The 14233-nt window shown below is 50.3% G+C and carries 10 protein-coding genes and 1 pseudogene; 9 read left to right on the top strand and 2 right to left on the bottom strand.

Annotated features, from left to right (window positions below; all coding sequences use genetic code 11):
* Nucleotides 1-2: 2 nt before the first annotated feature.
* Complete coding sequence (locus BLA28_RS21395) at nucleotides 3-845, bottom strand: AraC family transcriptional regulator (protein ID WP_044972536.1); 843 nt, start codon at nucleotides 843-845, stop codon at nucleotides 3-5.
* Between the two features lie 243 nt (nucleotides 846-1088).
* On the opposite strand from BLA28_RS21395, the gene BLA28_RS21390 reads away from it, so the two are divergent.
* Both BLA28_RS21390 and BLA28_RS21385 read left to right on the top strand, forming a co-directional pair.
* Nucleotides 1089-2480: a family 4 glycosyl hydrolase gene (locus BLA28_RS21390; protein WP_069158739.1), complete on the top strand. Its 1392-nt coding sequence runs from the start codon at nucleotides 1089-1091 to the stop codon at nucleotides 2478-2480.
* A 105-nt stretch (nucleotides 2481-2585) separates the two neighbouring features.
* On the top strand, nucleotides 2586-3572 hold the full coding sequence (locus tag BLA28_RS21385) for a diaminopimelate dehydrogenase (RefSeq protein WP_044972538.1): 987 nt from the start codon (nucleotides 2586-2588) through the stop codon (nucleotides 3570-3572).
* Between the two features lie 235 nt (nucleotides 3573-3807).
* Here the strand turns inward: BLA28_RS21385 and BLA28_RS34265 are convergent.
* Nucleotides 3808-4386: pseudogene (locus BLA28_RS34265) on the bottom strand (InlB B-repeat-containing protein); the annotation flags it as partial.
* Between the two features lie 2505 nt (nucleotides 4387-6891).
* Between BLA28_RS34265 and BLA28_RS21370 the strand changes: the two are divergent.
* The 7 genes from BLA28_RS21370 to BLA28_RS21340 all read left to right on the top strand — a co-directional run bounded on the left by BLA28_RS21370 (nucleotide 6892) and on the right by BLA28_RS21340 (nucleotide 14202).
* Nucleotides 6892-7875, top strand: coding sequence for a reverse transcriptase family protein (locus BLA28_RS21370; protein WP_071699401.1), 984 nt, complete (start codon nucleotides 6892-6894; stop codon nucleotides 7873-7875).
* Between the two features lie 34 nt (nucleotides 7876-7909).
* Nucleotides 7910-8209, top strand: coding sequence for a hypothetical protein (locus tag BLA28_RS21365; protein ID WP_071699400.1), 300 nt, complete (start codon nucleotides 7910-7912; stop codon nucleotides 8207-8209).
* A 101-nt stretch (nucleotides 8210-8310) separates the two neighbouring features.
* Nucleotides 8311-8889, top strand: a complete 579-nt coding sequence (locus tag BLA28_RS33855; RefSeq protein WP_050018988.1) for a hypothetical protein — start codon at nucleotides 8311-8313, stop codon at nucleotides 8887-8889.
* Nucleotides 8890-8956: 67 nt separating this feature from the next.
* Nucleotides 8957-9568: a response regulator gene (locus tag BLA28_RS21355; RefSeq protein ID WP_169897284.1), complete on the top strand. Its 612-nt coding sequence runs from the start codon at nucleotides 8957-8959 to the stop codon at nucleotides 9566-9568.
* Between the two features lie 31 nt (nucleotides 9569-9599).
* Complete coding sequence (locus BLA28_RS21350) at nucleotides 9600-10499, top strand: helix-turn-helix transcriptional regulator (protein ID WP_025492894.1); 900 nt, start codon at nucleotides 9600-9602, stop codon at nucleotides 10497-10499.
* 17 nt (nucleotides 10500-10516) lie between these two features.
* Nucleotides 10517-12403: a sensor histidine kinase gene (locus tag BLA28_RS21345; protein ID WP_071699398.1), complete on the top strand. Its 1887-nt coding sequence runs from the start codon at nucleotides 10517-10519 to the stop codon at nucleotides 12401-12403.
* Between the two features lie 173 nt (nucleotides 12404-12576).
* Nucleotides 12577-14202, top strand: a complete 1626-nt coding sequence (locus BLA28_RS21340) for an extracellular solute-binding protein (protein WP_071699397.1) — start codon at nucleotides 12577-12579, stop codon at nucleotides 14200-14202.
* Nucleotides 14203-14233 lie beyond the last annotated feature (31 nt).

The raw sequence follows: 14233 nt of genomic DNA, 5'->3' as shown, positions 1-14233 counted from the left end.
CCTTAACCGGATAAAGCCGTCTTACGGAAGCTTCGGGGAGACATCCCGTAGGCTTCCCGGAAAACCCGGGAGAGATGGGCGGTTGAGGCAAAGCCGCATTTGGCTGCGATATCTCCCAGCGGCAGCGTGGTGGTGAGAAGGAGCTGATGCACCTTAGCCAGCCGTACATTATACAGATATTCCAGAAAAGTGGCGCCTGTGGCTTCATGAAAGAGGCGGCAGAAATGATAGCGGCTTAAGTGGACCAGTTCGGCGGCGCCTTCCAGGGAAAGGTTTTCCTGATAATGCCTGTTAATGTAGTGGATCGCTTTTACGATTTCCGGCTGAATGCTTTTTCCCTCCAGAATATCAGGCAGTCCCGCTTTTTCCGTCAGCTCCGTCAGGAACATAAGAAGCTGGAAGATAGAGGAACACAGCAGCTTGCCTGCCAGAAATCCGGTTTTCCGGCGGAACTGCTCCGCTCTCTGAAAGCAGCCCAGAGCCTCCGCAGCCTGTTCCGGGGAAAGGTGCAGGACGCAGGATTCCAGCTTATCCAGAAGGAGCCTTGTTTCCCCTTCTGTCAGAAGGGTATAAAGAAAAGAAGCCGGTAGGTTGATGACATAACGTTCATAATAATCCGAACCGCGGCTTTCGGTATAATGGATTTCAAAGGGCTTTAAAATATACAGATCTCCCGGCCGTAGGGTGTAGCAGATATCGTTGAGAATCAGGGTACGCTCGCCGGCCATCTGCAGATAGAATTCATAGGTATCATGATAATGCTGTACCTTCATATCATTTCTTCCCGGATTCCGGACATATTCCACCAGAAATTCTTCATATGGGGTAAATGCGGTGTGAAGCATAGGGTTTCATAGCCTCCGTCGTTATCTGAAAAGCAGCGCGCCGTCCTTTCGCCGGAACAGCAAAGGAGCTGATGCCCTGTTATTTTTGTACTTCAGTCCTATTATAGACAAATCGATAACAAATAGCAATATTTGAACGGTTTTAGATGTGGAAAAGCATTTTTTTTACGGTATTCTTATTTCTTGCGTGTTAGTATAGTGATATAAGAAATGCTGCGGAAAGCAGGCTGAAGGAGGAACAGTATGAGGTATGTAAACGGTAAAGCGGAGGATCTTAAGATTGCCTACATAGGGGGCGGTTCCCGCGGATGGGCATGGGGCCTGATGAGTGACCTGGCTGCGGCGGATGACATGAGCGGAAGTGTTTATCTGTATGATATTGATCAGGAAGCCGCCAAAAGAAATGAAGTGATTGGAAATAAGGTAAAGGAACTTAAGGACTGCAAGTCTCCATGGGATTACAAGGCGGTGGAAACCATAGGGGAAGCCCTGCAGGGTGCGGATTTCGTGGTTATTTCCATTATTCCCGGCACCTTTGACGAAATGGAAAGCGATGTACACGCTCCGGAAAAATACGGCATTTACCAGTCGGTTGGGGATACAACAGGCCCCGGGGGGCTGATCCGGGCGCTGCGCGTGGTACCCATGTTTGAAGAAATTGCAGGCGCGATTAAAGAATACTGCCCTGAGGCCTGGGTTATTAATTATACCAATCCCATGACCGTATGTGTGAAGACGCTGTACCGTACCTTCCCGGAAATCAAGGCCTTTGGCTGCTGTCATGAGGTTTTCGGAACACAGAAGCTTCTCGGGAAGGCACTGGAGGACATCCTGCAGATCAAAGATGCGCAGAGAGAGGATATCCGTGTCAATGTGGTGGGCGTCAATCATTTTACATGGCTGACCTCAGCACAGTATAAGAATATCGATCTGTTCCCGGTATATCGTGAATTCGCCCTGAAATACAAGGATACAGGCTTCGGAGAGAAGACAGATGAAAACTGGATGAACAAGTTTTTCGATTCCCTGGAAATGGTGAAGCTGGATCTTTTCCTGAAATACGGAGCCATAGCGGCGGCGGGAGATCGTCATCTCGCAGAATTCTGTCCCGGCTCCTGGTATCTGAAGAACCCGGATACCGCTCATTCCTGGGGCTTTAAGCTCACTCCCGTGGCCTGGAGAAAAGAGGATCTGAAAAACCGCCTGGCAAGAAGCGAAAGACTTTACAAGGGCGAAGAGGAGATGGTCATTAACACGACGGGCGAAGAAGGCGTGCAGCAGATGCGTTCCCTGCTGGGCCTGCGTGATCTGGTTACCAATGTGAATATTCCGAACTATGGACAGATACCCAATCTGCCGCTGGGTGCGGTGGTGGAAACAAATGCCCATTTCTGCGCGGATTCCGTAAGGCCTGTTTTTGCAGGGGCGCTTCCGGAAAGTATCTATCCGCTGGTAAGCAGGGTCTGCGGCGTCCAGGAACTGACGGTGGAGGCTGCCGTCACCAGAAATCTGGATCTGGCTTTCCAGGCCTTCTGCATGGATCCTAATATGGAAATTGGCCTGGATGAAGCAAAATGCCTCTTCGACACCATGGTGGATAACACCAAAGCATACCTTACCATGTACGAAAGATAAGCTGCCTACGGCAAAATCATAGGAAAAAGTATTGGCATCCTGCCTGAAAAGCGATATACTTAACAACGAAAAACAAAGTATAGGACTGAAACTAGGAGGATGAAGATGAGTATAAGAATTGGTATCCTGGGATACGGCAATCTGGGCAGGGGTGTGGAATGTGCCATCAGGCAGAACCCGGACATGGAACTGGCGGCGGTCTTTACAAGGCGTGATCCGAAGACGGTATCCATTCAGACGGAGGGGGTTCCGGTCTGTAAAATAGAAGAGGCGTTTCACTGGAAGGATAAAATCGACGTGTTGATCCTCTGCGGCGGCAGCGCCACGGATTTACCCGTACAGACCCCGGAATTTGCAGGGTATTTCCATGTGATAGACAGTTTTGATACCCATGCGAAGATACCGGAGCATTTCGCTGCTGTGGACGCGGAAGCGAAAAAGAGCGGAAAAGTGGGAATCATATCCTGCGGCTGGGATCCGGGAATGTTTTCTCTGAACCGTCTGTATGCCAACGCCATCCTTCCTCAGGGAAAGGATTATACCTTCTGGGGGAAGGGCGTCAGCCAGGGGCATTCCGATGCTGTCCGCAGAATTGAAGGTGTGGCCGATGCCAGGCAGTATACCATCCCGGTGAAGGAAGCGCTGGACAGTGTCAGGGCGGGAGAGAATCCGGATCTGACGACCAGACAGAAGCATACGAGAGAATGCTTTGTGGTGCTTGAGGAAGGCGCGGATAAAGAGCGTATCGAAGAAGAAATCAAGACCATGCCGAATTATTTTGCCGACTATGACACCACGGTGCACTTTATCAGTGCAGAGGAAATGGAAAGGGATCACAGCGGCATTCCTCACGGCGGCTTTGTAATCCGCAGCGGAAAAACCGGCTGGGAAGAGGAATACGGCAATGTGATTGAATACAGTCTGAAGCTGGATTCCAATCCCGCCTTTACCTCTTCTGTCCTCGTGGCTTTCGCCAGGGCGGCTTACCGTCTGGGACAGGAAGGCCAGAGCGGCTGCAGGACCGTATTTGATATCGCACCCTCCTATCTGAGCGCAAAAAGCCCGGAAGAGCTGCGCAGCACCATGCTGTAGGAGCTGAAACAGCGGAATGACAGATATATGGAAAAAAGAAGCAGCAGGGCTTTTCGGAGAATAAAATCTCCGAAAAGCCCTGTTTTCCTGTTTCAGCAGGCGGGGAGGCAAACGGATATGCAGGCAGAGAAGCGAAGGTTCTCCTGCCCGTTTGGCGGCTGGCGCAGCACGGCGGGTCACCGGGCCTGCAGATCCGGTTGGGCAGGCGGGGCTTTTTGGGCCTGTCGGGAGCCCATCGGGCATAAAGGATCCAATCCCCGGTACTTCCCTGGGGAATTACCGTGACCTTCCTGCCGTTTACCGGGGAATCATACCAGCCGGTAAAACGATATCCCGGCCTTGGGGTGGGAGGAGTCAGATGGATATCCGGTGTGGTGACCGTATAACTTTCCGGGTTCGTATGGCTGCTTCCTTCCAGATTTTCATACTGTATGGTATAGAGGGTGGGAACGAGCCAGATCTGGGTTCGGTCATCACTCAGCCGGATTTCCCATCCGTCGAAATCCTGGAGAGGCTTCCGGAAAGCTTGCGCATCACTGTCTGTCAGTATTGGATAGTCTGCGGTCCCTTCTCCCACCACAATGGGATTCCCTTCCGGGTTGGGGGAAACATATCCGGAATTATCCAGCTGAAGAATGGAACCGGAAGTGAGGGCGCCCTCCAGGAAAACGACGGCATCCCGATCCTCAATGTAAAAGCCGTTGGAGATATCCCTCTGCCCTTTTGTATAGAATTCCCCGTTATTGTAAACTCCGGGTGCATGGGAAGAAGCGGTATTAAAACCGGTAAGCCCAAAGGCAGCGGCCTGCGTCATATAAACCTGGGAACCGATATCGTTATAAAGGCCGCCTCCCACAGCAGCCGTATTCAGGGAAATATCCCCGGCCTCCATATGGACGGTGCTTCCGCCATGGTTCCAGATCCCGCCGCCCTGCTTTCCGGCGGAGTTGGAGAGGATCCGTGCACCGTTTACATCAAGCACGGAATTCTCAGCCAGGCTGATGCCGCCGCCGTATTGAAGGGCTTTGTTATCATGAATGCTGCTTCCCGCATCCAGCGTTATATGACAGGGTACGGCGCATATCCCGCCGCCGTGTCCGCCGAAGTCACTTTCCTCCGTCCCGGCCTGATTCCCGCGGATTTCTGCGGTACCGTCCAGAGTGAGCGAACCATTTTCCGTGTTACAGTAGATCCCGCCCCCATTGCCGATACGGGCAGTATTATCTGCCGTCAGAGTCTGGTTGACGAGACGGAGATTGTTGTCGGCCCCGCCTATCCATATCCCGCCGCCGCTGTTATTGAGCGCAGTATTTCCTGTGATTTGACAGTCATCCAATGTCGTGCTGAGAGTGCCGGATCCGGATGCAATACGGAGCGCTCCGCCTTCATAACCCGCCTGGTTTCCTGTAAAGCTTACGGAATTGGCGGATATGGTACCAACGCCGCTTCCGTTGCTGTAATAAACAGCGCCTCCGCTGCTCCCGGCCTCATTACCGGTAAAACTGCTGTCTGTAAGCTGCAGCTGTCCGTTTCCATTCATTCCAAACAGCAGGCCCCCGCCGTGGGAAGAGGCGTTGTTTCCCGTTACCTGGCATCCTTCCATCGTGAATGTGCAGGGAGAAGTACCGTTAAAAAGAGCGAGAGCCCCGCCCTGGGCGGAGGCTGTGTTATTCTCCAGTTTACAGGAAGCAAAGGAAAGCAGGGCTTCCTGGCTGTCGGAACGGTTTTGCAGCCACAGTCCGCCGCCGCTGCCCGATGAACCGGAAACGGCGGAGTTCTGGCTCAGGGTGCAGTTGGCTGCCGTAAGAGCAAAGCCGGAATCGGAAAGCAGGTAGAGGGCGCCTCCGGTCCCGGCCTGGTTTTCCAGGATGGACGTATTGTCCAGGGTAATCCGGGCGGGGGCGAAAACGGCTGCCATACATATGGCGCCGCCGTTATTGTCGGCCGTATTCCGGATGAGGGCTGCGTCCATGGAAATATCCAGAAGATCTTCTTCATTAGAACTGTAAAAATAGATGCCGCCGCCATGATGCGCCGTATTGGCTGTGATCAGGGCTTTGTCGGTAATTTTAAGAAGAGAAGAGAGGCCGCCGCCGTTTCGGTAGCCGGAAAAGCAGATACCGCCGCCGGTGGAAGATGCGTGGTTATCCCGGATTACGGTTTCTTCTTCTACGGTAAGAAAGCTCCCATAGGATGCGGACAGGGAACGCAGGAAAAGACCTCCGCCGTTTGCGGCGTAATTATCTGTAAGGGAAGCCTGCCCGGTTATCGTTATTTTATCCCCGACGGATCCGGAGAACATGGCAGCTGCCCCTCCGGAGGTTTTGGAAACACAGTCCGTGATCAGGGAATCACCGTTCATTTCCAGATAATTGGGGAAGGAATCGCTTGCCTGCAGATAGACACCGCCTCCTTCCGCAGCAGAATAATTGCTGCGCAGAACGGAGGCGGCTTCAAGATAGAGGGAACCGCCGTTTACCCGTATCAGGGAACGGTTGGAGGTATCCTCCTCAGAATGGGCTTCTCTGTTTCCGTCCAGAAGGATGCTGTTCAGATGCAGAGAACCACCGGAATCAATGCGGAACATATTATCGGAAAGGGAGGCTGCTTTGGTCAGTGTATAAATATCGGGGGAAAGACTGCTGAGAGTTATGTCACGTTGGACTTTCAGAACAGCCGTAACAGATATGTCCGCTGTCAGCTGAATGGAGGAATCGGTACCGGCGAGTGCGGAAGCCAGTTCTGTTTCATTGGAAACCTGAGCCATAAAATATCACCTTTTTCTGCTTAATAACTTATTATATGCCGGCCCGCATACAAAGGAGACAGATAAAGCACCTGCAGACCGGCCGGTAAAGGACACGAAACACAGGTCACGTCTTGCCTGTAATAATAAAAAAGCAGGAAAATTACCGGAAGATGGAAAAAACATAGATTATATGCTAAAATAAAAAACATATCCGGCTGACAGCATATTCGGAAAATTAGTTTTCCGGCCTGACGGGGAGTCCCCGCCGGGAAGAACAGGCTGCGCGGACGCAGGTTTCCTGCGACCGCAAGCTGCTCCAAGGTACATCAGCACACTTCCGTGTGCACACCGCCTTCGGCTGTACATTTCCGCAGCTTACGGAATCGGTGTATTGTGTCGGCCGGATATCCATGCAACGCTGTACCGGGCCTCCGGCCCGGCAGCTTATTGCGCTGCTGCCGTCATACGTAAGTCAAATACCCCGCCGCAGGCAGGAAGCGTCGTATGCCTGTTTGGTTCATTGCCCGCGGGGATAAGAGATAAGATCGGTATCCGGAAAGGAATCCTGTTATGGGAAATTCACCGCTTTGGAAATATTGTACCAGGGAACAGTGCCAGGATTTTATCCTGTCTCTCCGGCTGATCCCCGGAGGAGAAAAAATGAGCCGGGAAAAACAGCTCTCCTGCCTGTATACACTCAGCAACAGGGGGAGCAGGAATTACCGCCGGGTGACAATAGATAAGAAAGACGGAGGCAGACGGACGCTTCTTGTTCCCTGCGGCCTTCTGAAAGGGGTGCAGAGGAATATCCTGCATCATGTGCTGGATGAAAGACCGGTATCCCCATGCGCCCAGGCGTATCGCAAGGGGACGGACATCCGCGGGAATGCATCCTGCCATCTGGGAAAGAAGCTGGTCCTGAAGCTGGATATCAGCCATTTTTTTGACAGCATCCTTTTTCCCCGGGTATACGGAGCCGCTTTTCCCGAAACCCTGTTTCCCCCGGCGGCAGCGATGCTTCTCACAAGCCTGTGCTGCTGCAATGAGAGACTGCCCCAGGGCTCGCCCGCATCCCCGGCCATTTCCAATCTGGTGATGCGCCCCTTTGACATATATATGGATGGCTGGTGCCGGGAACGGGGAATCGCTTATACCAGATACTGTGATGATATGACCTTTTCCGGTGATTTTGATGCCGCCGCGCTATGCAGCAAGGTAAGAAGTTATCTGGAAGCCATGGGTTTTACTTTGAATGAAAAAAAGACGAAGCTGCTTACCGGGGACGTACGTCAGTCGGTAACGGGTATCGTTGTGAATGATAAGCTTCAGGTTTCCCGGGAATACCGGAAAAAGCTGCGGCAGGAGGTCTATTACTGCAAAAAATACGGAATTGACGCGCATCTTGAGAGAGTGGAGGCGGACACGGGGATCCGTTGGGAGAAAGAGCGTTATATCTGTTCCGTGCAGGGAAGGCTTCGTTTTGTGCTGCAGGTGAACCCGCAGGATGATGAATTTGCGGGCTACTGCAGGGAATGGAAAGAGCTGTTTATGTAAAACAGAGGATATAAAGGGAAAGGAGGGATCAGGAATGGCGGATAAAAAGAAAAAAACAGGTTCCGGACTGCTTTGTGTGACGCTCATCCTGGTCACTCTTTTTTCCGCGTTTTTCCTCATCCGTGAAGCGGGGCATGACTGCTCCGGAGGGAATTGCCCCATCTGTGCCTGCCTTCGTCAGGCGGAACAGAATCTGAAGCAGCTCGGTACGGGAATTCCGGCATGTGCGGCCGTAATTCCGGCTGTTTTTCTGTTTATGCAGGTTTTGTCCGGTGCGCCGGACTGCCTTTATTGTGATACTCCGGTAAGCCGTAAGGTGAGACTGAATAATTGAAAAAACCTCCTTTCAGGAGCGTATGCTTACCTTTTCTCAGGAAAGGAACAGGCACTCCTGTATTTTTGTACTGTAAAACAGAATAAACGGAGGTTTTTATAATGAGGATAAAAAGAGGTATCTGTCTGTCCCTTTGCGCTTTTTTCATCTGCGCCGCAGCAGGCTGCGGAAAGGAGGAAGAGTCACCGGAAGTGTTCTTATCGCAGGAGCCGTCTGCGCAGCAGGAGGAAACGGAATGGAATGCTGCACAGATCAATGCGGACATGGATGCGGATGTGCTGAACACGGCTCCCGCTGAGACTGCGGCGGGGAATGGTGTATCCGGCAAAGACGCGGTGGACGTGGATCTGACGCAGCTGAGCAGTACCATGGTATATTCGGAAGTTTATAATATGATGGTTTACCCCGAACAATATGTGGGGAAAAAGATAAAAATGGAAGGGCAGATGTCTGTTTATGAAAGCCCGGATCAGGAAGGCAAACACTATTTTACCGTAATCATAGCGGATGCAACGGCATGCTGCCAGCTGGGAATCGAGTTTGTCCTGGAAAACGGTTCCGAAGATCCTGCGGATTATCCGGAGGCCGGGACGGAGGTTTGTGTGGCAGGGGAATTCCAGCTGTATGACGAGGACGGAGAAACGTACTGCCATTTGGTTTCATCGGATATCCTGGAATAGGGGCCGGGGTCTTTTTTCCCGGTATCCGGCTTTATGTATGCGCCTGAACGCGCAGATAGGGGGAAAAATGTATAGTCTGCTGCTTGTTGATGATGAAAGACTGGAACTGGAAACGCTCAGAGATTATATTGCATGGGATGAGCTTGGCTTTGACCGGGTTTATACGGCGAGGGGCGGAAGAGACGGTTATGATAAGGCATTGAGGCTAAAGCCCGATGTTATGATCACGGACATTCATATGCCGGTTATGAACGGTATCGAACTGGCGAAGCAGCTGTATGCGGACGGATGCACCACTAAGGTCATTTTTCTTACAGGCTATGATGAATTTGAATATGCCAAGGCGGCCCTTCAGGTGGAGGCCGTGGATTATATATTGAAGCCTTTTTCCTTTGAAAAGATACGGAAGGCGGCGGAGCGTGTCAGGGAGCTTCTGCATAAGGAGGAGCTTCTTAAAATGTCCGTCAGAGTATATGGGAAAAAGCTTCTGTGCAGGGTGATTGACAATGACGGGGAAACCGGAAGAGAGGCATGCATGCAGTTCCTGGATGTCTGTGAATGGGATAAGGAAGAGTGGTTCGGCCTGATTACCACAACCGCCGGATTGGACGACACGGTGATAGAACAGGTGGAAAACAGCCTGTCTGAAGTGGTGTATTCCATCCGGGGGGGGGGGTAAAAGGTGTACCTATTTTCTGGTCCGTTACTTTGTGGATTACAGGGAATCCGCGGAGCGTATCTGTGCCAGGCTGGAGCAGCTGGGCCTGCATGCCGCCGTGGTTTTCTATCCGGAGAAGCTTTCGGTTGAACAGCTTTATGGTACGGTCAGATATTTGGAAGGTTTGCAGGAGTTTCTTTTTTATGTGCCGGGGGGCACTGTAATCAGTTCCGAGGAACTGAAGCAGGAAATCCCGCTTACGGAGGGGGAGGAAGAAAACAGGGAGATATACGGCCGGATACTGAGAGAGATGAAGGAACTGCTTCATACCCAGTGTCCGGAAAAGAAAGCGGATAAGCTGGAAACGTATTTACTGGAATATTGGGATCAACTGAATAAGAAACCGAGAAAATGTTTTTATGTCCTGGAGGAAATGAGTTTCTTCCTGTCGGAGCTTTATGATGCCTGCGCGGCACGGAAAAAGGATGCGGATTTTCCCGGCAAAGCAGAACTGAGGAACGACATTTACCGCGCGGTGAATGCGGAAGCGCTCAGGAAGCTCTGCCTGGAATTCGGCCTGACCGGCATCAGAAGGCTGAGTGACAGGAAACAGGAGGAGAACCGGCGGGGAGAGTACGTGGTGAGCAGCGTGAAGCAGTTTGTGGAGGCCCACTATGGAGACTCCATCTGTCTGGAGGAACTGGCAGCAGATATCGGACTGAGCCCTAACTACGTAAGAAGCCTTTTTAAGGAGAGTGAAGGGATCACGATAAATGACTGGATAGTGGAATTCCGGATGGGTAAGGCATGCGAACTTCTCAGAGACAGAAGGCTGAAGGTAAAAGAAATCAGCCGGATGGTGGGATATGAAAACAGTTCTTATTTCTGTTCAGTGTTTGCCAGACGTTTCGGGGCGTCTCCCAACGAGTACCGGGGAGAAATACTGGGCTGAGCCAAAGCGGCTGTTTCATGTCCATATCTTTAGAAGATACGGAGGAAACAGCCGCTTTTTTGTCGGACATGGGGATGGCCTGCAGAACGCGCCATCCGGCGGTTATCCGGGGAAAACACCCGGAGGAGGGGAGGACAAGGGATATGCGCAGTATCAAGAGGGCTTTAAAAAATATTTCTCTGCGGTGGAAATTTTTCTTCGGGTTTCTGATTACCTCCATGGTGCCGATCGTCGGCTTCGGCGCCTATGCCTATATGAATACGGAAAATATACTTCTGGAGCAGAGCTACAGCAATATGGAGGAAAACCTTGCCAGGGCCAGCAATAATATGGACATGGTCCTGGAGGGCTATGAAAATGCATCCTCTCTTATTTTTATGAACAAGCAGGTCCAGGATTTGATTTCCGTGGATTTTACCAATTATGGCTATGAGGATCTGTATTATTATCTGAAAAGCTACTTCGGTACGATGATGGCGATCAATTCGGATGTGAATACCTTTTCCATATATACGACCAACCAGACGATTGCCCAGGATTATTATTTTATCTACAAGGTAGATGAGGAAATCGAGCAGGAAGGCTGGTACAAAAGGGCGAGGGAAGAAAACGGAAAGCCCGTATTTATGAGGGGAGGCATAAACAAAGACGGCAAATATGTATTTTATCTGGTGCGTTCCCTGGATTATTACAGCTATGGGAGCCTACGGAATGTCCTGCGGATGGAGATCGATGACAGGCATCTTCTCGGGATTATTTCCGAGGTGTCCGGTGATGATGAAATGATAATTCTGGATGATGAAAATTATGTGGTGTCCAGTACGGACAAGACTCTCATGGGATGCTCCGTCTATGACATACTGGACGGCTATGAAGGAGAAATAGGGAACAACAAACGGGATACGGCGGTATATGACGGCAAGGAAATGCTGGTCAGCTCCGTCACAAGCCCTCAGGGCTGGAAAATTCTTTCGCTTGTTTCCGTTCCGATGCTGGAAATGAATATCAGGACCTCCGTAAAAAATGTCATATTATTTGCTCTTCTGGCTGTCATAATGTCCGTTGTTTTTTCCGCCGTCATCTCCATTCTCATTACCCGGAGAATCAAGGAGCTGACTAAATCCGTTGAAAAGATGAAGGACGGGGTGTTCGGGGAAAGAATAGAAGACGGCGGACGGGATGAAATCGGGATACTGGCGGAGGTCTTTTCCGATATGAGCTTTATGGTGAAGCATCTCATCAAGGATATTTATGAAAAAGAGCTGATCCGGAAGGCGGCAGAGCTGAACCTGCTGCAGGAACAGATCAATCCCCATTTTCTTTATAATGTCTTATCCTCCATATCCTCTATGGCCATGCGCAGCGGAAACGCGGAAATTATGGATATGGTGGAACATCTGGCCCTGTTTTACCGGATTTCCCTGAACAAAGGGAAAAATATTCTCAGTGTGAGGGAAGAGGTGAACCTCCTTGAGAATTATCTTCAGCTGCAGAAGGTACGATTCGGAGAGGCTATTCAGGTGGACTATAATCTGGATGAAGAGCTGATGGACTGCCGGATCATTAAGCTTATCCTTCAGCCTCTTGTGGAAAATGCCATCCATCATGCCATGAAGGATGAGACTGCGATTCTTCATATCGGAATTACCCTGCGGCGGGAACAGGATTATATGCTGTTTATCATTACCGACGACGACGTGGGTATGGAGGCGGAAACCGTAGAGGAAATCAATACGGAAATCCGTAATGCGGTGAGGGGCTTTGGCCTGAAAAACGTGTCTATCCGGATTCAGCTTCAGTACGGGCAGGCCTATGGGGTAAAAGTATACAGCAAGGAGGGGGAAGGAACACAAATTTATATCAAACTGCCGATTATCAGAGAGCAGAAGGATTTGCAATTGTAATATTTTTATATAAATTGTTGAATGTTGATATAAAAATCCCTCTTTATTTCTATAAATGTACAATATTTATATAAACTGTAAAATTTTAATATGTATAAGAGGTAAAAATTGACTTATTATATGCATGTAAAAGTTATTAAGTATACATATTATACAGAGAAGGAGAGGGTACTATGAAAAAGGCTATAGCAATGTTTTTGACCCTGGCAATGGGAGTTACCATGCTTGCCGGCTGCGGCAACAGCAGCAGCAGTACAACAGCCGGGGGAGGGGAAACACCGGCGGCAGACACTGCCGAATCGGCAGCAGACAGCGGGGAAACACCAACACTCACTTTTTTTGACAAAAACTCGGGTTCCAAGCAGTTTGACGACCCTGTTGCCCTGGAACTGATGAAACGCACCGGAATTAATATCGAGGTGGTAAATCCTACAGGAGACCCCGCAGAAAAGCTGGCGCTGATGCTTGCAGGAAAGGATTACCCGGATATCGTCCTGATGGACAGAGGAAGCGATATTGTAAATAAATACATCGAGGCGGGGGCACTGGTAAATCTGACGGATTATCTGGATCAGATGCCCAATGTGACGGAAATGTACGGCGATACACTGAAGAAAACGAGATGGACTGACGGGCAGAATTATTATTTGTCCAACTGGTATGGAATGGATCCCGACCCGGTAAACGGATTTATCCTCAGATATGATATCATGTGTGAGCTGGTGGGAAAGGACAGGGCGGACAGCGACGAGCCTTTCACCACTTCCGAGATGATGGATATATTCCGGCAGTACAAAGAAAAATATCCGGAGGTTGACGGAAAAGAAACCTTTGCCCTTACCCTGGCGGATGAGCAGGACAGCAAGAACGCAATCCTCGGCATGTACGGTATGAAAACTTACTATGAGAAGGATGGACAGCTTTACTGGGATATCAGGGATCCCAGATATCTGGAAGCCATGCATTTCATCAATGGCGTGCATCAGGAAGGCCTTCTGGAAAAGGAATGGGTGTCCAATAACGATGAGCTGTTCAACCAGAAGCTGGCAACGGGAAATATCTTAGGCTATATGGGAGCCTATTGGAATGCATGGACAGCCAATTCCAGTCTGACCTCCACGGTCGGAGAGGATGCAAACTATCTGGCATATAAGGTGGTTCCGGACGGATACGACGCAGACAAGACGACACTGGGCGGACGTTCTTCTTTAGGCTGGGATGCCATTGCCGTAACCAATAACTGCAAGAATCTGGATGCCGCCCTGAAATTCATTGATTACTGTGCGAGCCAGGAAGGCCAGGATCTGCTGTTATGGGGAATTGAAGGGAAGGACTGGACAAAAGACGGCGATACCTATGTTCCCAATGAGGAGGTACTGGACGGCCTGCAGAATAATCTGGAAAAAACAAGAGAAGAGACAGGTATTACCAGATGGACATGGTTTGTAAGAAATGCCTCCACTCATAAGGACGGCTCTCCCTGCCGTATGCAGATGTCCAGAAAAGACATTACCGCAACCTGGGCGGAAAAGAATCTGACAAATACCTACTGGGATACCGCTGAATTTGACAACCTGATTCCTACGGGAAATGATCCTGTCGCCCTGAAAGCCCAGAAGGTGCAGGATATTATCAAGCAGGCATACCCGAAGATGATCAATGCGGCATCGGATGAAGAGCTAGATAAAATTTATAACCAGATGATAGCGGACTGTGACGCGGCGGGCATGGAAGAGGTAGAAGCGAAAATCAATGAAAATTACCAGGCGCGTATGGCTATATGGAATGCGGAAAACTAGAAGGGCGCGTAAACTGAACAAAGAGAACAAC

Source organism: Eisenbergiella tayi, assembly GCF_001881565.1.
Classification (GTDB): Bacteria; Bacillota; Clostridia; order Lachnospirales; family Lachnospiraceae; genus Eisenbergiella; species Eisenbergiella tayi.
This window is presented reverse-complemented; position numbering and strand designations above follow the sequence as displayed.

Bases quoted from the DNA above. Each gene is read 5' to 3' on its own strand.
- BLA28_RS21395 (WP_044972536.1), bottom strand. From the start codon at position 845: ATGCTTCACACCGCATTTACCCCATATGAAGAATTTCTGGTGGAATAT.
- BLA28_RS21390 (WP_069158739.1), top strand. From the start codon at position 1,089: ATGAGGTATGTAAACGGTAAAGCGGAGGATCTTAAGATTGCCTACATA.
- BLA28_RS21385 (WP_044972538.1), top strand. From the start codon at position 2,586: ATGAGTATAAGAATTGGTATCCTGGGATACGGCAATCTGGGCAGGGGT.
- BLA28_RS21370 (WP_071699401.1), top strand. From the start codon at position 6,892: ATGGGAAATTCACCGCTTTGGAAATATTGTACCAGGGAACAGTGCCAG.
- BLA28_RS21365 (WP_071699400.1), top strand. From the start codon at position 7,910: ATGGCGGATAAAAAGAAAAAAACAGGTTCCGGACTGCTTTGTGTGACG.
- BLA28_RS33855 (WP_050018988.1), top strand. From the start codon at position 8,311: ATGAGGATAAAAAGAGGTATCTGTCTGTCCCTTTGCGCTTTTTTCATC.
- BLA28_RS21355 (WP_169897284.1), top strand. From the start codon at position 8,957: ATGTATAGTCTGCTGCTTGTTGATGATGAAAGACTGGAACTGGAAACG.
- BLA28_RS21345 (WP_071699398.1), top strand. From the start codon at position 10,517: ATGTCCATATCTTTAGAAGATACGGAGGAAACAGCCGCTTTTTTGTCG.
- BLA28_RS21340 (WP_071699397.1), top strand. From the start codon at position 12,577: ATGAAAAAGGCTATAGCAATGTTTTTGACCCTGGCAATGGGAGTTACC.